The organism is Micromonospora sp. CPCC 205739, assembly GCF_036906795.1.
Lineage (GTDB): Bacteria > Actinomycetota > Actinomycetes > Mycobacteriales > Micromonosporaceae > Micromonospora.
Genome location: NZ_JBAKHS010000016.1, coordinates 125266 through 141138 on the forward strand (window position 1 = coordinate 125266; position 15873 = coordinate 141138).

At 72.7% G+C, this 15873-nt stretch carries 14 protein-coding genes and 1 tRNA gene; 6 read left to right on the forward strand and 9 right to left on the reverse strand.

Annotation, left to right across the window (positions count from 1 at the left end; all coding sequences use genetic code 11):
- Positions 1 to 77: 77 nt before the first annotated feature.
- From V6U88_RS22065 to V6U88_RS22085, 5 genes are all read right to left on the reverse strand, one after another.
- On the reverse strand, positions 78 to 3671 hold the full coding sequence (locus V6U88_RS22065; protein WP_334455727.1) for an adenylate/guanylate cyclase domain-containing protein: 3594 nt from the start codon (positions 3669 to 3671) through the stop codon (positions 78 to 80).
- Positions 3668 to 4501 (reverse strand): MBL fold metallo-hydrolase, encoded by an 834-nt coding sequence (locus V6U88_RS22070; RefSeq protein WP_334455728.1) that lies wholly within the window; start codon positions 4499 to 4501, stop codon positions 3668 to 3670. The genes V6U88_RS22065 and V6U88_RS22070 overlap by 4 nt, the downstream gene beginning before the upstream one ends.
- Before the next feature lie 117 nt (positions 4502 to 4618).
- Positions 4619 to 5080 (reverse strand): RidA family protein, encoded by a 462-nt coding sequence (locus V6U88_RS22075; RefSeq protein WP_334455729.1) that lies wholly within the window; start codon positions 5078 to 5080, stop codon positions 4619 to 4621.
- A gap of 5 nt (positions 5081 to 5085) precedes the next feature.
- Complete coding sequence (locus tag V6U88_RS22080; protein WP_088959894.1) at positions 5086 to 5241, reverse strand: hypothetical protein; 156 nt, start codon at positions 5239 to 5241, stop codon at positions 5086 to 5088.
- 47 nt (positions 5242 to 5288) lie between these two features.
- Positions 5289 to 5765 carry a hypothetical protein gene (locus V6U88_RS22085; RefSeq protein WP_334455733.1) on the reverse strand — a complete coding sequence of 159 codons (477 nt, stop codon included), beginning with the start codon at positions 5763 to 5765 and terminating at the stop codon, positions 5289 to 5291.
- A gap of 330 nt (positions 5766 to 6095) precedes the next feature.
- Between V6U88_RS22085 and V6U88_RS22090 the strand changes: the two genes are divergently transcribed.
- The 3 genes from V6U88_RS22090 to V6U88_RS22100 are packed head-to-tail and all read left to right on the forward strand — an operon-like array spanning position 6096 to position 8896.
- On the forward strand, positions 6096 to 6686 hold the full coding sequence (locus V6U88_RS22090; protein WP_334455735.1) for an Rv0361 family membrane protein: 591 nt from the start codon (positions 6096 to 6098) through the stop codon (positions 6684 to 6686).
- A 26-nt stretch (positions 6687 to 6712) separates the two neighbouring features.
- Positions 6713 to 7690, forward strand: a complete 978-nt coding sequence (locus tag V6U88_RS22095) for an ArsA-related P-loop ATPase (protein WP_334455737.1) — start codon at positions 6713 to 6715, stop codon at positions 7688 to 7690.
- 54 nt (positions 7691 to 7744) lie between these two features.
- Positions 7745 to 8896, forward strand: a complete 1152-nt coding sequence (locus V6U88_RS22100) for an ArsA family ATPase (RefSeq protein ID WP_334455739.1) — start codon at positions 7745 to 7747, stop codon at positions 8894 to 8896.
- A 6-nt stretch (positions 8897 to 8902) separates the two neighbouring features.
- Here the strand turns inward: V6U88_RS22100 and V6U88_RS22105 are convergent, their stop codons facing one another.
- The gene (locus V6U88_RS22105; RefSeq protein ID WP_334455740.1) at positions 8903 to 9226 is read right to left on the reverse strand and encodes a WhiB family transcriptional regulator; all 324 of its coding nucleotides are present in this window, start codon (positions 9224 to 9226) and stop codon (positions 8903 to 8905) included.
- 405 nt (positions 9227 to 9631) lie between these two features.
- Between V6U88_RS22105 and V6U88_RS22110 the strand changes: the two genes are divergently transcribed.
- The gene (locus V6U88_RS22110) at positions 9632 to 12073 is read left to right on the forward strand and encodes a penicillin-binding protein (protein WP_334455741.1); all 2442 of its coding nucleotides are present in this window, start codon (positions 9632 to 9634) and stop codon (positions 12071 to 12073) included.
- 63 nt (positions 12074 to 12136) lie between these two features.
- On the opposite strand, the gene V6U88_RS22115 is transcribed toward V6U88_RS22110, so the two are convergent.
- Positions 12137 to 12592: a GatB/YqeY domain-containing protein gene (locus V6U88_RS22115; protein WP_334455742.1), complete on the reverse strand. Its 456-nt coding sequence runs from the start codon at positions 12590 to 12592 to the stop codon at positions 12137 to 12139.
- 25 nt (positions 12593 to 12617) lie between these two features.
- Here V6U88_RS22115 and V6U88_RS22120 point away from each other — a divergent pair, with 25 nt between their 5' ends.
- Positions 12618 to 13511 (forward strand): metallophosphoesterase, encoded by an 894-nt coding sequence (locus tag V6U88_RS22120; protein WP_334455743.1) that lies wholly within the window; start codon positions 12618 to 12620, stop codon positions 13509 to 13511.
- Between the two features lie 198 nt (positions 13512 to 13709).
- A tRNA-Pro gene (locus tag V6U88_RS22125) sits at positions 13710 to 13786 on the forward strand.
- A 56-nt stretch (positions 13787 to 13842) separates the two neighbouring features.
- Here V6U88_RS22125 and V6U88_RS22130 read toward each other — a convergent pair.
- Entirely contained in the window at positions 13843 to 14256 is a 414-nt protein-coding gene (locus V6U88_RS22130) for a tyrosine-type recombinase/integrase (protein ID WP_334455744.1), read from the reverse strand.
- Between the two features lie 597 nt (positions 14257 to 14853).
- The gene (locus tag V6U88_RS22135) at positions 14854 to 15507 is read right to left on the reverse strand and encodes a Type 1 glutamine amidotransferase-like domain-containing protein (protein WP_334455745.1); all 654 of its coding nucleotides are present in this window, start codon (positions 15505 to 15507) and stop codon (positions 14854 to 14856) included.
- Positions 15508 to 15873: the final 366 nt, after the last annotated feature.

A 15873-nucleotide genomic window follows, 5' to 3' on the forward strand; every position in this document is an offset into this window, starting at 1 on the left:
TCCGGGAAAGCGTGGCTGTCCACGTCGGAACAGCCCCGCTTTCCCGGAAAGAGCGCCTGGGCTGAGGGCCGAGGGGGTCAGGTGATGGCGGCGAGGCGGGTGCGGAGGGCGTCGGCGGCGGCCCGCTCGCTGCGCTGCTCGGTCGCGTACGCCAGGCGGACCGCCTCCTCGGCGCAGGCGAGCGCCTCGACCGGTCGGCCGCAGGCGGCCAGCGCCTCGGCCAGCACGCTCGCCCCGATCACCTGGCTGCGCACGTCCTCGGCCGGCGCGGCGACCGCCCGGCGGGCCCAGTCCAGCGCCTGCTCCCGCTGGCCGTGGGCGAGCAGGGCGGAGGCGTACCGGGCCATCGTCTGGCGGCGGGAGAAGAGCAGCGTCGGGGCGTGCGCGGCGGTGGTCGCCACCGGGGCGAGCAGCCCGACCGCGGTGGCCGAGTCACCGGCGGCGAGCCGGGCGGTGGCCAGCAGCACCCGGGGCGCGACCTGGGCCGGCGCCTGCGGGTTGTGCGGCTCGACGGCGGTCAGCACCGCCCGGGCGTCGCGCTCGGCGGTCTCGCAGTCGCCCAGGTCCAGCGCCACGAAGCCGCGCAGCGTGCCGGCCATCCCGGTGAGCAGCGGGTGCGAGGTGCGCTCGGCGTACGCGAGGGCGTCGGTGAGCAGGTCGACGGCGTGCTCCGGCTCGCCCAGGCCGCGGGCCACCACGCCCCGTACCACCAGGGCGAAGCCGCGTCCCCAGTCGTCGGAGACCTCGGCGAAGTCCCGGTACGCCCGGCGGGCCGATCGGTCCGCCTCGGCGATCTCACCCAGCTCGGCGCCGGCGAACGCCTCGACCGCGCGCAACGTGCCGACCGCCCACGCCTCGCCGACCCGCTCGCCGAAGGGCAGGAAGACGTTGGCCAGCCGGCACGCCTCCCTCAGCCGCCCGGCGAGCAGCCGGGCGAACGCGGTGCTCCCGCGCAGCCACGCCCGCCCGTACGGGTCCTTCAGCTCGGCGAAGAGCCGGGCCGCCCGGCCGAGCACCGCGTCGGTGCCGGCGAAGTCGCCCCGGGTGGTGGTCACCCAGGCCAGGTTCTGCAACGACCAGGCCTGCCCCCGCGGGTCCCGCGCGGCGAGGCTGACCTGGTACGACGCGGCGAGGCGGCTGCTGGCCTGGCCGAGCCGGCCGGCGATGAAATCGGCCATCCCGAGCCGGCGCATCGCCGAGGCGCGCAGGGTCGGCAGCCCACCGGCGGTGGCCACCTGCATCGCCTCCTGCCAGCAGGTCACCGCCCGGTCCTGGTCTCCGAGGGTCTGGTGGGCCTGCCCGGCGAGCAGGAGCGCGCTGGTCCGGGTGGCCGCGTCGTCGCCGGCGTTGGCCGCGATCTTCTCGGCGAAGGCGAGCGCGTCGCCCGGCCGACCCACCTGCAGCAGGGCCCGGGCGTGCACCACCCGGTCGGCGGCGGGCACCCCGTCGCGGGCCAGCTCGGCGGCGCGTTCGGCGTATTCGACGGCCATCGCCGGCTCCCCGGCGTGCATCGACCGGCGGGCGGCCCGGCCCAGCGCGGCCACGCCCAGCGGGGCGACCGTCCGGGCCGGCGCGTCGGGCCGGAGCTTGACCGCGTCGGCGAGCGCGGCGGCCCGCTCGACGTGTTCGGCGACGAAGTCGTCCCGGGCGGTGTCGCTGAAGCCGCCCGGCGGGGTGACCGGGCTGTCCGGCACCGGTTCCGCCCAGCGGGCCAGCGCGGCGTGCCGCTCGGCCAGCTCGGCCTTGCTCACCCCGGCGTACGCGGCCTCGCGCATCAGCGGGGTGGCAAAGGCGTACCCGGTGCGGGTGCGGTGCAGCATGCGGCGTTGCAGCAGCTCCTCGACGGCGCGCTCCAGCTCGACCGCGGCCACCGCGGCCGGGCGGCCGTCGCGCCCGACGCGCAGCTCGCGCAGCGCCTCTAGGGCCCCGGCGGGCACGGTGTCGCCGACCACGGCGGCGTCCCGCAGCACCGAGCGGGCGTCCGCCGGCAGCGCGTCGATCCGGGCGGCGAGCACGGCGGCCAGGTCGCGGGAGAGCAGCCGGCTGCCCAGCGAGCCGGGGACCAGCCGCCAGCCGCCCGGGTTGCCGGACCCTCGCTCGGCGAGCGCGGTGAGCGCGCCCCGCTCCATCAGCAGGGTGACCAGCTCGGCCAGGTAGAACGGGTTGCCCTGGGCGGTGGCGAGGAGCCGGTCCGCGTCGGCCTGCGGCAGCCGGCCGCCGTTGAGGTAGGTGGTGAGCAGCCGGGCCGCGTCGGCGCCGCGCAGCGGCGGCAGCGCGTGCACCTCGGCGTCGGCGACCCGGGTCAGCGCCCCCGCGGTGCGCACCAGCTCCGGCCGGCCGAGCAGCAGCACCAGCACCGGGCCGGTGAGCCGGGACAGCGTCAGCCCGAGGGCGCTGATCGTCTCGGCGGTGGCGTCGTGCAGGTCGTCCACCACGATCACCAGCGGCGCCTCGGTGGCCAGGGCGCTGAGCAGCCCGGCGACCGCGTTCGGCACCGCCTCGGCGTCGGCGGGCACGCCGCCGGCGGTCCACTCCCCGTTGTCGGTGGCGCTGCCGTGCCCGCCGGGCAGTTCGGCGTACCCGAGCAGGGCCAGCAGCTGGTCGGTGGCGAGCGGGGTGGTGCCCTGCCGGCCGAGCCGCTGGCTGAGCCGGCGCAGCCGCTCCTCGACGGCGGGCCGGGTGAGGGCGGTGGACGGGTCGGTGGGCAGGCCGACGGCGGCCCGGACCAGGTCGGCCAGCGGGGCGAGCCGGCGCCGCTCGCCGAAGGCGGCGCAGCGCACGGAGAGCACCCGGGCGCCGGTGTGCGCGGCGTACCGGCCGGCGCCGACGTCGTAGCCGGCGGCGAGGCGTTCCACCTCGGCGGCGAAGCGGGACTTGCCGATCCCCGCCTCGGCGGTCATCAGCAGCACCCGGGGCTCGCTGCGATCGATCACCTCGGCGAGCCGGCCGGCGATCCGCCCGATCTCGGTCTCCCGGCCGACGAAGGGCGCCTCGTCGCCGAGGCCCGAGCGGGTGCCCGGAGCATCCAGGAGCCCCAGCAGCTCGTACGCCTCGACCGGCTCCCGCTTGCCCTTGAGCCGCAGCGGGCGCAGCGCCCGCCAGGAGGCGACGTGCCGGGTGGCCGCGGAGGTCCGGGCGCCGGCGTAGACCGCGCCGACGGCGGCGGCGTCGGCGAGCCGGGCCGCGGTGTTCACCGTGTCGCCGATGACGGTGTACTCGATGGCGGCCTGGATGCCGGCGATCACGTCGCCGGTGTTCAGGCCGACCCGCAGGCCGAGCGGGGCGCCGCCGCCCCGCTCGTCGTCGAGCACCCGGCGGACCGCCCGCTGCATGGAGAGCGCGGCGCGGACCGCCCGCTCGGCGTCGTCCTCGTGGGCGACCGGCGCGCCGAAGACCGCCATGATCCCGTCGCCGGTGAGCTTGTCGACGTGGCCGCCGAAGGTCTTGACCGCCCCGGCGAGCGCGGCGAGCACCCGGTCGGTGACCGCGCCGACCCGTTCCGGGTCCAGGTCCTCCGACCAGGAGGTGAAGTCGGACAAATCGCCGAAGAGCACGGTGACCACCCGCCGCTCGGCGGCGGGCAGGCTCGCCGCGGCGGGGAGCGCGGCGCCGCAGTTGTGGCAGAAGCGGGCGCCGGGCACGGCCACGGTGCCGCACACGGGGCAGGTCACGGCTGCTCCAACTCCGTACCCCCGGTGCCGGATTCCCGGGCGGCGACCCCCAGGTACTCCAGTTGGGCCCGGACCGACCATTCGGCGGCCCACCAGAGCGACCGGTCGACGTCGGCGTAGACCCGGGCGACGACCTCGGGCGCGGTGGTCGCGCCGGCGGCGACCGCCGCGCGCACCTGGTCGAGCCGGGCCCGGCGGTGGGCCAGGTAGAACTCGGCCGCCGCGCCGCAGTCGGCCAGCGCCGGGCCGTGCCCGGGCAGCGCCGGGATCCCCCGGTACGCGGAGAGCAGTTCGAGGCTGGCGAGGTAATCGCCGAGGTGCCCGTCGGGGTGGGCGACCACGGTGGTGCCGCGGCCGAGGATGGTGTCGCCGGTGAGCACGACCCGCTCGTCGCCGTGCTCGGCGAGGAAGCAGACCGAGTCGGCGGTGTGCCCGGGGGTCGGCACCAGGCGGATGGTGAAGCCGGCGGCCTCCAGCGGGGCGTCCAGGGTCAGCGGCGCGGCACCGATGGTGTGCGCCGGGTCGGCGGCCCGCACGGCGGCCCCACCGAGCAGGTCGGCCAGGCGGGCGGAGCCCTCGGTGTGGTCGGGGTGCCCGTGGGTGATCAGCACCGACCCGACCGGGCCGTGCGCGGCGATCCGGCCGAGGTGGTCCTCGTCCGCCGGGCCGGGGTCGACCACCACGGCCGGGGCGCCCGGGGCCGCCCGCAGCACCCAGGTGTTCGTCCCGTCCAGCGTCATCGGCCCGGGGTTGGGCGCCCGCAGCAGGGTCACCCAGCTCGGCAGCCCGTCCGCGAGCGCGGCCACCGGCCCCGTCACATGCCCGCCCATGGCTGCGATCGTACGACCCCGCCCGCCACTCCCCGCGATCTTGCAGGCGCCGCCGATGGTTTGTAGCCGTTCGCGGCTTTCCCCCGGGCCGCGGCTACAAGATCGCGGGGTGACGGGTCAGGCGACCTCGACGATGACCTCGATCTCGACCGGCGCGTCGAGGGGGAGCTCGGCGACGCCGACCGCGGAGCGGGCGTGCCGGCCGGCCTCGCCGAAGACGGTGCCGAAGAGTTCCGAGGCGCCGTTGACCACGCCGGGCTGGCCGGTGAACCCGGGGGCGCTCGCGACGAAGCCGGTCAGCTTGACGATCTTGACGACGTTCTCCAGACCGACCAGCGCGTCGACCGCCGCGAGGGCGTTCAGCGCGCACCGCTCGGCGAGGTCCTTGGCCTGCTCGGCGGAGACCCCGTTGCCGACCTTGCCGGTGGCCAGCAGCTTGCCCTCGGCCATCGGCAACTGGCCGGAGACGAAGACGTGCTGGCCGGACTGCACCGCCGGCACGTAGCTGGCCAACGGAGGCACGACCTCCGGCAGGGCCAGACCGAGTTCCGCCAACTTCGCGTGGGGCCCGTTGCTCATGCCGCTCAGCCCTTCGGACGCTTCAGGTAGGCGACCAGCTGGTCCGGGTTCGGGCCGGGGACCACGGCGACCAACTCCCAGCCGTCCTCGCCCCAGTTGTCGAGGATCTGCTTGGTCGCGTGGACCAGCAGCGGGACCGTGGCGTATTCCCACTTCTGCATCGGTGGAAGGCTCCCTTGCCTGGCGTGGACTGGTTTCCAGGCACAGCCTACGGTCCGGACGTGGGCCGGGGCGCGGGACGCTGCTCGGGGGCGGTCGGCACCTCGCCGCACGGGCCCTCGTGGTCGTACGGCTGCGGGCAGCGGGACTTGTCGGGCAGGAGCAGGTCGCAGAAGACCCGGTGCCGGTTGTTCTGGTCGTCGGCGGTGGAGACGGTGGTATCGCCGGCGTCCAGCTCGGGCAGGAAGCCCAGCGAGACCGCCACCGTGCCGGCCAGGGCGGTCGCCGCCGACAGGTCGGCCACCCGGATCGGCAGGTGGATGACGTAGCCGGGCTCCTCCTCGTCCCGGCCGCCGGTGCGGTTCAGGATGCGCAGCACCTCGTTCGGCTCGGCGCAGCGGCGGTACGACCGCTCGTTGATCGGGAGACCACCGGCCGGCCCGTCCGCGTCCCTGCGGTCGGCGAGCCGGCCCGCCCGGTCGCCGGGCGGGAACTGGGCTCGAGCGATGTTGTCCGCGTCGCGCATGTACTGCCTCCGGGCCTCAAACCATGAACTGACCACCGCCTGGAATCGGGATCCACCGCCCGACCCGCTCCCCCGCCGGCACGAACGTAGGACCGATGCCCGGACGGCCACAACGGGACGCGCACGGTTGATCACGTGGAGTCACATATGCGACACATGCCTCGTCCGGAACGTGACCACACGGGCCGAGCGCTCGTGAACGCCTGCACCCCGACGCGGCCGACGACCGCTACCCTTCTGCCTCGGACGGGCGAAGCGACGCCGCCCGCCACGCCCGAACCCGTGTCCACGCCCAGGGCGGCGGGGACGCCCATCCCCCGGGGGAACCACATGACCCAACCGCCGAACGACGGGCTGACCGGAGCGCCGGACACCCCCGCGCCCGACACCACCGGCCCGGCCTCCCCCGACGGGCCCGGACCGGGCGCCATCCCGCCACCCCCGGCCGCCTACCCGGCGTACCAGGCGCCGGTCGCCAAGCGCCGGCGCGGCCTGCTCGTCGTCTCGCTCGTACTGGCGGCGGCCGTCCTGCTCTGCGGCGGCGGCGGGACCGCCGCCTTCCTGGCACTGCGGGACACCGAGGACGGCGAGGGCGCGAAGGAGCCGGCGGTGGCGGTGGAGAACTTCCTCACCGCCGTCTACCGGGACCGGGACGCGAAGAAGGCCGCCCAGCACGTCTGCTCCGACGCCCGGGACCAGGACAAACTCGACGCCAAGGTCGCGGAGGTGCAGAAGTACGCCGCCGGCTACGCCAACCCCCGCTTCCGCTGGGCCAGCCCGAAGGTGGACAACCAGAACGGGGACCGGGCCACGGTCAGCACCAAGGTCACCATGACCACCGCCGACGAGAAGGTCGCCGAGCAGGCGCTGCGCTTCACCGTCGTACGCAAGACGGGTTGGTGGGTCTGCGAGGTGGCCTGACGCCGCCGGGTGGATAGGCTCGACGGATGCGAGCAGCAGAACGGCCGGCCGAACCGGCCTCCACCGGCTGGCCGGCCCGTCTGCACGTGGTCACCGGCAAGGGCGGCACCGGCAAGACCAGCGTCGCGGCGGCCCTGGCGCTGGCCCTGGCCGCCGGCGGCCGGCGCACCCTGCTGGTCGAGGTCGAGGGGCGGCAGGGCATCGCCCAGCTCTTCGGCACCGACCCGCTGCCCTACGAGGAGCGGCACCTCACCGACGCCCCCGGCGGCGGGGAGGTGCGGGCCCTGGCGGTGGACGCCGAGGAGGCCCTGCTCGAGTACCTCGACATGTTCTACAAGCTCGGGGCGGCCGGGCGGGCGCTGCGCAAGCTCGGGGCCATCGACTTCGCGACCACCATCGCGCCGGGGCTGCGGGACGTGCTGCTCACCGGCAAGGTGAAGGAGGCCACCACCCGCACCACCGGGCAGCGTCGCGTGTACGACGCGGTGGTGCTGGACGCGCCGCCCACCGGGCGGATCGGCCGCTTCCTCAACGTGACCGCGGAGACCGCCCGGCTGGCCAAGGTCGGCCCGATCAAGACCCAGAGCGAGGGGGTCTCCGCGCTGCTGCGCTCCCCGATGACCGCGGTGCACGTGGTCACGCTGCTGGAGGAGATGCCGGTCCAGGAGACGGTCGACGCGATCGCCGAGCTGACCAAGCTGGGCTTCGGCGTCGGGCGGGTGATCGTCAACGGCGCCCGGCCGCCGGTGCCGGCCGGGCGCGAGGTGACCCAGGCGGAGCTGAAGCGGGGGCTGCTCGCCGCCGGGCTGCCGGCCGACCGGGCCACCGTGGTCGGCCTGGCTGGCGAGGCGCGGGACCAGCAGGTCCGGCGCGAGCTGGAGGACTCCCTCCGGACCGACCTGGTGGAGCTGAGGCTGCCCCTGACCGAGCTGCCGCTGCTGCCCGACGGGGTGGACCGGGCGGGGCTGGAACGCCTCGCCGAGCTGCTCGGCCGGGCCGATTGACTCACACCTGACCTCGGCACGGGGGCGCGGACCCCACCGGCCCGATACGCTCGATTGGTGCCTTCCGAAGACGCGGCGCCACGGCTGGACGTCGACCAGATCCTCGCCGACCCCGGCGTGCGGATCGTCGTGTGCTGCGGCGCCGGCGGGGTGGGTAAGACGACCACCGCCGCCGCGCTCGCGCTGCGGGCGGCCGAGCGGCACGGCCGGCGCACCGTGGTGCTCACCATCGACCCGGCCCGCCGGCTGGCCCAGTCGCTCGGCCTGACCGAGCTGGACAACACCCCGCGCCAGGTCAAGGGGCTCGACATCGAGGCCAGCGGCGGCGAGCTGCACGCCATGATGCTGGACATGAAGCGCACCTTCGACGACGTGGTGCTGCAGCACACCGATCCGGCGAAGGCGGCGGAGATCTTCGCCAACCCGTTCTACCAGGCCATGAGCTCCACCTTCGCCGGCACGCAGGAGTACATGGCGATGGAGAAGCTGGGCCAGCTGCACGCCCGCGGCGAGTGGGACCTGATCGTGGTGGACACCCCGCCATCCCGCTCCGCGCTGGACTTCCTGGACGCCCCGGCCCGGCTCTCCCGCTTCCTCGACGGGCGGATGCTGCGGCTGCTGCTGGCGCCGGCGCGCAGCGGGGGGCGGAGCATGTTCAGCTTCGTCACCGCCAGCTTCGGGATGTTCTCCAAGGTGGTGCAGAAGGTGCTCGGCGCGCAGCTGCTCACCGACCTCTCCGGCTTCGTCGCCGCGCTGGACTCGATGTTCGGCGGCTTCCGGCAGCGAGCCGAGCAGACGTACCGCATCCTGCAGGCGCGGGAGACGGCGTTCCTGCTGGTCGCGGCGCCGGAGCCGGACGCGGTCCGGGAGGCGGCCTACTTCGCGGGCCGGCTGCGCGAGGAGCGGATGCCGCTGGCCGGCCTGGTGCTCAACCGGGTGCACCGGCCGGCGGTGCCCGACCTGGGCGCGGCGGAGAGCGTCGCCGCCGCAGCACGGCTGGCGGAGCTGGGCGGCCACGAGGCGACCGTCGACGTGCTGCGGGCCCACGCCGCGCTGGCCCAGCTGGCGGTACGCGAGCAGCAGGTGGCGGCGCGGTTCACCGAGACGTTCCCGTCGGTGCCGGCGGTGTCGGTGACGGCGCAGCCCGCCGACGTGCACGACGTCGACGGGCTGCGGACGATCGGCGCGGCGATCAGCCGGCCGTGACCGGCGTCAGCCGGCAGCGGCGGTGACCAGGACCTTGTCCTTGCCGGTCTTGTCCTTGGCGTTCTTCTTCATCGCGGCCTCGAACATCTTGCGCCAGCTCGTCACCTGCGGGTGCCGGCGCAGCAGCGCGCGGCGTTCGCGTTCGGTCATGCCACCCCACACCCCGAACTCGATCCGGTTGTCGAGCGCGTCGGCCAGGCACTCGTACCGAACTGGGCAACTCCGGCAGATCCTCTTCGCCACGTTCTGTTCGGCGCCCTGTACGAACAACGCGTCCGGGTCCCCGTTCTGACACGCCGCCAGTGACGGCCAGTCAGTGATCATGCCCATGTGTACACGTCCCCCCTTGCAGTACCTACCGACCTCGTGCGACCAGCCGTGAATTTCCCCCCGGTCGTCCGGCCCGTTCCTTCCCCAAGGAGGCACGGACGACGTGTGGCCCTGTCGCCGCCACCATCATGCTCTGTAGTCGCCTGATTACGCAACGTTGTCGGCGAAATCCATCATTCCGGACACTCCCGGCTTCCCGGGCCTTCGCCCGCCGCTTACCCGGCCCGAGTAGGTGAAAACGCTGCGGAGGTTCCACCGTTCGGTGGAGACTCGCGGCAGGTCACACGCAACCACGTACCGGGGGTCGTGCGTTTAGCACAACGAGGTCGGCGCGCGCAGGAAATGGGGAAAGAACGCCCCAGCGCCCCTCGTTCCCTACTCGCGTACCCTGTCGAGGTGACCTGGATGCGGAAACGTGACCACAATGTCTTCACCAACGCCGCATCGCTGCTTGTCTGTGGCCTGTTGGCCGGCGTGGTGGTCGCGGCGGCGGCCTTCCCCGCGGTGGCGATGTCCGGCTTGGCGGCGAAGGCCGGTGCGGAGACCTTCGGCGCGCTGCCGAAGGAGTTGACGGTGGCCCGCGCGCCGCAGATCAGCTATCTGCTCGCTTCCGACGGCAAGACCCCGCTGGCGACCATGTACGACGAGAACCGTCGGGACGTGAAGCTGGCCGACATCGCGCCGGTGATGCAGAAGGCGATCATCGCCGCCGAGGACCACGACTTCTACAAGCACAACGGCGTGGATCTCAACGGCGTCGCTCGTGCCTTCGTCAACAACCAGTCCGGCACCAACTCGCAGCAGGGCGCCTCGACGCTGACGATGCAGTACGTCCGGCTGGCCATCGCCTACTCGGCGACCCACCCGGCCGACGTGGTCGCCGCGACGGAGGACACCAGCGCCCGCAAGCTGCGCGAGATGCGCTACGCGATCCAGATCGACAAGGAGTTCTCCAAGGACGAGATCCTGGAGCGCTACCTGAACATCGCCTCGTTCGGCAACGGCGCGTACGGCATCTACGCCGCCAGCCAGGTCTACTTCGGCAAGCCGCCGAGCAAGCTGAAGCTCGAGGAAGCGGCGATGCTGGCCGGCATGGTGAAGGCGCCGACCACCAACGACCCGACCACCCGCAGCGGTCGCCCGCTCGCCCTCGACCGGCGCAACTACGTGATCGACAACATGGTCAAGATCGGCGCCATCAACCAGCAGGAGGCGGACGCCGCCAAGGCGGCCCCGATGGTGGTGAAGGACAAGCGCACCCCGAACGGCTGCGTCTCCACCAACGAGAAGGGCTGGGGCTTCTTCTGCGACTACTTCTACCGCTGGTGGCTGCAGCAGGAGACGTTCGGCTCGACCACGTACGACCGGGAGCGGCGGCTCAAGAGCGGCGGCTACACCATCGTCACCACCCTCGACGCCCAGGCGCAGCGGGGTGCCGACAGGGCGGTGCGCAACGCCAAGAAGGAAAGCGCCAAGGAGGCCGCCATGGTCGCCGTGGTGGAGCCGGGCACCGGTCGGGTCCGGGCGCTCGCGGTGAACCGGTCCTTCAAGATCGACGATCCGAAGAACCCGAAGAACAAGTTCTCCAGCGACCCGGCGAAGGCCAAGAAGAAGATCCGCGGTAACTACCCGAACACGGTCAACCCGCTGCTCACCGGCGGCCAGGGCATCACCGGCTACCAGGCGGGCTCCACCTTCAAGATCTTCACCATCGTCGCCGCCCTGGAGAAGGGCATTCCGCTCGGCTACACCATCAACGCCCAGCAGCAGTTCAAGTCGGAATACATCATCGACAGCAGCTCCCCGGCCGCCTGCAAGGGCACGCACTTCTACTGCCCGACCAACTCGACCGGCAAGGCCGGCGGCCCGCTCAACATGTGGAGCGCCTTCTCCCAATCGACCAACACCTACTTCGTCCCGCTCCAGCAGCAGGTCGGGGCGGAGAACGTGGTCGACGCGGCGAAGCGTCTCGGCATCCAGTTCCGGGCCGCCAACGACGCCAAGTTCGCCGGCACCAAGGACGCGGCACACCAGTGGGGCGCCTTCACCCTGGGCGTCTCGCAGACCACCCCGCTGGAGCTGGCCAACGCGTACGCGACCCTCGCCGCGGACGGCAAGTACTGCGAGCCGATCCCGGTGCAGGAGATCAAGGACCCGGAGGGCAACAAGCTCGACATCGCCAAGCCGCGCTGCGAGAAGCGGGTCAGCACCGAGGTGGCCCGGGCCGCCGTGGACGCCGCCCGCTGCCCGGTCGGCGACAACTCCTCCACCAGCAAGTGCGGCGACAGCCGTACCGCCCGCCAGGTGAAGCAGGTCGTCAAGGCGCCGGTGGCCGGCAAGTCCGGCACCACCGACTCGGAGAAGACCGCCGCCCTGGTCGCGATGACCAAGCAGTACGCGGTCGCCGGCATCATGGCCGACCCGGACTGGCCGCAGACCAACGTCAAGATGAAGCACAACCAGCCCGACGGCATCAACCCGCCGGTCATCGAGACGCTCCGCGACGCGATGGTGGGCAAGGACCGGATCAACTTCGAGCCGCCGGGCAGGAAGATCTCCGAAGGCGACCAGCGCTCCATCCCGAGCGTCACCTGCCAGGACCTGAACACCGCCAGGTCCCGGATCAACGGCGCCGGGTTCGAAGCGGTCGTCTCGGACGACAAGGTCGCGTCGAACTGCCCGCCGGGCACGGCCGCCGGCACCAGCCCTGAGGGCCGGACCATCAAGGGCGGCCTGGTCGTCATCCAGGTGAGCAGCGGCGGGGGCACCACCCCCGGCACGGTCACCCCGGGCGGCCCGCCGGCACCGCCGGGGACGGGCCGACCCCCCGGCCGACCCCGCGGCTGACCTAGCAGAACGAACGGGCGGGCACCCTTCGAGGGGGTGCCCGCCCGTTTCGCGTACGCGGAGTCAGAGGCCGAGCTGTCGGCGTACCTCGGCGGCCACCCGGCCCCCCTCGGCCTGGCCGGCCACCGCGGCCTGGGCCGCCTTCATGGCCGGGCCCATCTGCGCCTTGCCGGTGAAGCCGCCGGCGGCGAGCGCCCCCGCGACCAGCTCCGACAGCTCGTCGTCGGAGAGCTGCTTGGGCAGGTAGCGGTCCAGCACCTCCCCCTCGGCGGTCTCCTTGGCGGCCTGGTCACCCCGGCCCGCTTCGGCGAAGGCGGTGGCGGCCTCGCGCCGCTTCTTCGCCTCTTTGGTCAGCACCGCGAGCACCTCGTCGTCGGTGAGCTCGCGCTTGGCCTTGCCGGCGACCTCGGCGGTGCCGACGGCCGCGAGGGCCATCCGCAGGGTGGAGGTGGTCAGCTCGTCGCGCGCCTTGAGTGCGGCGCGCATGTCGGCAGTGAGGCGGTCCTTCAGCGTGCTCATGGACGGTCAAACTACCCTGAACGGCATGCGAAAGCGCACACTATTCCGCCTGGCCGCCGGAACCGTCGCCGCGGGAGCGGCCACCCTGGCGTACGCGTCGCTCGTCGAGCGCAACATGTTCACCCTCCGGCGGTACGACGTGCCGGTGCTGCCGGCCGACGCGGAACCGCTGCGCGTGCTGCACCTGTCGGACCTGCACATGATGCCCAACCAGGCGCGCAAGCAGCAGTGGGTGGCGTCGCTGGCCGCCCTCGACCCGGACCTGGTGGTGGTCACCGGCGACAACATGGCCCACCCCGACGCCGTCCCCGGCGTGCTGCGGGCCCTGCAACCGCTGCTCGACTACCCGGGCGCATTCGTCTTCGGGTCGAACGACTACACCGGGCCGGTCTGGAAGAACCCGTTCACCTACTTCCTGCCCGACCGGGAGTACACCGAGGGCGCCGCGCTGCCGTACGAGGAACTGCGGGACGTGTTCACCGGTGCCGGCTGGGCGGACCTCAACAACGCCCGGACGTCGGTGAAGGCCGGCGGCCGCCTGGTGGAGCTGGTCGGCGTCGACGACCCGCACATCGAACGGGACGACTACGAGTCCGTCGCCGGCCCGGTCTCCGCCTCGGCCGACCTGGCGATCGCGCTGGCGCACTCCCCCGAGCCGGCGCTGCTGGACCGGATGGCCGCGGACGGCTTCGGCCTGCTGCTCGCCGGGCACACCCACGGTGGGCAGGTCTGCGTGCCCGGATACGGCGCGCTGGTGACCAACTGCGGGCTGCCCCGGTCGATGGCGCGCGGGCTGCACCGCTGGCCCGGCTCGGACTCCTGGCTGCATGTCTCCGCCGGCCTGGGCACCCACCCGACCGCCCCGGTGCGGTTCGCCTGCCCGCCGGAGGCGAGCGTGCTGACCCTCATCCCGCGCTGAGGCTCGCCCTCTCCGGCGTGTCGCCCCGGGTCGAAGGGGGCCTCGGGAGCCCTTTCGAGCTGATGACGTGAACGACTCAGGGGGATGGTGCTGCTGCCGCGACGGCCCGCACCGGGGCCGTCGCCGGGGGCGGACCGGGTGGAGGGGGTACCGAGTTTGACCATCGGACCGGGTGGGCTACTATTTGTCGGCACGCCTCGGGGTGTGGCGCAGCTTGGTAGCGCGCTTCGTTCGGGACGAAGAGGTCGTCGGTTCGAATCCGGCCACCCCGACCAGAGGTAAGTGAAGGTCAAGGCCCCTCCACGGAGGGGCCTTGACTCGTTTCTGCCGATCACTGCTCCTCTGGAGGCAGCGAGAAGGCAGCAAACGACGCGAGCACCCTGCGGTCCCGGTCGCGGATTGAATGCGTATGGCGGTCCAGGGTCGTGGACGCTTGCTCGTGTCCCATCACCTTCGCAACATCATTGATCGGCACGCCGTCGGAAACCAGCCAGGTTGCATATGAATGCCGCAGATCGTGGAACCGCAGCCCGAGGGGCAGGCCCGCACGTTGCAGCGACGGTTTCCAGATGCGCGCCCGGAATGTGCCTCGCTTGAGCGGTTCTCCGGTCCGCGCAACGAAGATCAGGTCTTCGGCGCCGGTTTCGAAGGACTGCCTGTGGTCGGTGAGCGCTTGGACGACGAACGGTGGTAGCGGCACGGCCCGCCGACCAGCTCGTGACTTTGGGTACGGCTTGAGCGTCACGTGCCCGGATACTTCCTCCGCCACCCGTACTACCCGCAGGGACGCATGCGGCCAGGTCGACGGCATCCCAGCGAAGCCCGGCGCATTCACCCCAGCGAAGGCCGGTGCCGGCGGCAACGGCAACCAGGGCGCGGTACCGCTCTGGAACAGCAGGTAGCAGCCTGTCGAACAGGTCCGCGCGGGAGATAACCAGGTCGTCGGTGTCCATCCGGCGGCGGGGTGGCAGCCTGACGCCCTCGCACGGATTGAATCCGATGAGCCGATCCCGGACCGCCGAGCGAAGTACTCCAGAGGTGAGGCGGTGAAGCGTCTCGTCCAGGCCGACGGCGGGCAGTGGCGGGAGCACACCGGCGACGCGGCCACGCAGCCCCCGAGGTAAGGCGGGCCGGCTGCCGGCGGTGCCGGGCTCCACTTGATCCGTTACACATCAACTTCACGTGAAGGGTGTCAGTTGGCCGGCTCTCTCCGGGCTCGGCTGTCACGGTGCGTAACGGGCGTGCCGCCTATCGCTGGGGCACGCGATCCTCAACGTCGGTCAAGACGCGCGATCAGCGGCATGAGCGGGCGCTTCGCCACGCCGATCACTGTTGGCCGCGGCTACGAGGGGAACAGCCTCCAGTGCCCCTCGGAAACGACCTCGACGGTGCCGTCGGTCACCTTGATGGCCGTCTGGTCGTCGATTGCGTACGCCGGACCGGCGATTTCGGCCGCCCATCTCTCGGCACCAGCCATGGTGTTGTCCGGCTCGAGACCTAGGTGCGGGAAGATCGAGAAGTCGACGACCCCCAGTGTGCGGTCGTCGGGCGCGGACTGCCACTCGACGAAGTCCGCACCGATCCGGGGGGTCAGCACCATGCTCCCAGCACTCAACCCCACCCAGACGGTGTCCCGCAGCGACGGCAGGAGATCCGCCAGCCCGGACTGCCGCATCCAGTGGCACAGGTACGTCGCATCGCCGCCGGCCACGAGCATGACGTCAGCCTCCCGGACCCAGGGGACCCACCGCTCCTCGCCGATGCTGGGCAGCGCTGTCAGCTCGAGGACGCCCAGCGACTTCCAGCCCAGGTCGCACATGGGTAGCGGCGTCTGACCGGTGATGAAGCGCCAGGCCGAGGCTGGCCCGCCCATGGGGTGGGCCGCCGTAGGGATGCAGAGGGCACTGGAGTCGGCGATCGGCTTGCCCAGCAGGTCGACCAGCGCATCGCGGATGCTCGGGTTCTTGACGCCCGCGGACGTGAGAAGAAGTTTCACGCTTGCCTCCTGTACGTAGCGGTCATGACGCTCTCCCCGAGAGTCGGGAGATCGGGTGCATGGCAGTACAGACTGGACACCATAACGAAACTCATCGCCGTTGCGACCCCTCAAGCCCCCCCCGCACGCACATCGGCTACTTGTTTCATTGACCTGCGACCGTGGCCCGGCCAGGCTTCGGTCGAGGCGCCCGGGCTGTCGCTCTCATTTCGGCTGCCCACGCTGGTCGTGTGGCTCTCATCTGGCCTGCGCGGCCCGGGCGTCGCCCCCCGGGCGGGGAGAGGCTCAAGAGGGGTTTGTTCGGCTCGAAGTAGCGTTGCCCTCCCGGCTCGACAATCCAGGTGGATCGAGCATCGGAGGACGCGG

Coding starts and splice junctions, on each gene's coding strand:
- V6U88_RS22070 (WP_334455728.1), bottom strand. CDS start 4,501: ATGGGCGGGCATGTGACGGGGCCGGTGGCCGCGCTCGCGGACGGGCTG.
- V6U88_RS22075 (WP_334455729.1), bottom strand. CDS start 5,080: ATGAGCAACGGGCCCCACGCGAAGTTGGCGGAACTCGGTCTGGCCCTG.
- V6U88_RS22080 (WP_088959894.1), bottom strand. CDS start 5,241: ATGCAGAAGTGGGAATACGCCACGGTCCCGCTGCTGGTCCACGCGACC.
- V6U88_RS22085 (WP_334455733.1), bottom strand. CDS start 5,765: ATGCGCGACGCGGACAACATCGCTCGAGCCCAGTTCCCGCCCGGCGAC.
- V6U88_RS22090 (WP_334455735.1), top strand. CDS start 6,096: ATGACCCAACCGCCGAACGACGGGCTGACCGGAGCGCCGGACACCCCC.
- V6U88_RS22095 (WP_334455737.1), top strand. CDS start 6,713: ATGCGAGCAGCAGAACGGCCGGCCGAACCGGCCTCCACCGGCTGGCCG.
- V6U88_RS22105 (WP_334455740.1), bottom strand. CDS start 9,226: ATGGGCATGATCACTGACTGGCCGTCACTGGCGGCGTGTCAGAACGGG.
- V6U88_RS22110 (WP_334455741.1), top strand. CDS start 9,632: ATGCGGAAACGTGACCACAATGTCTTCACCAACGCCGCATCGCTGCTT.
- V6U88_RS22115 (WP_334455742.1), bottom strand. CDS start 12,592: ATGAGCACGCTGAAGGACCGCCTCACTGCCGACATGCGCGCCGCACTC.
- V6U88_RS22120 (WP_334455743.1), top strand. CDS start 12,618: ATGCGAAAGCGCACACTATTCCGCCTGGCCGCCGGAACCGTCGCCGCG.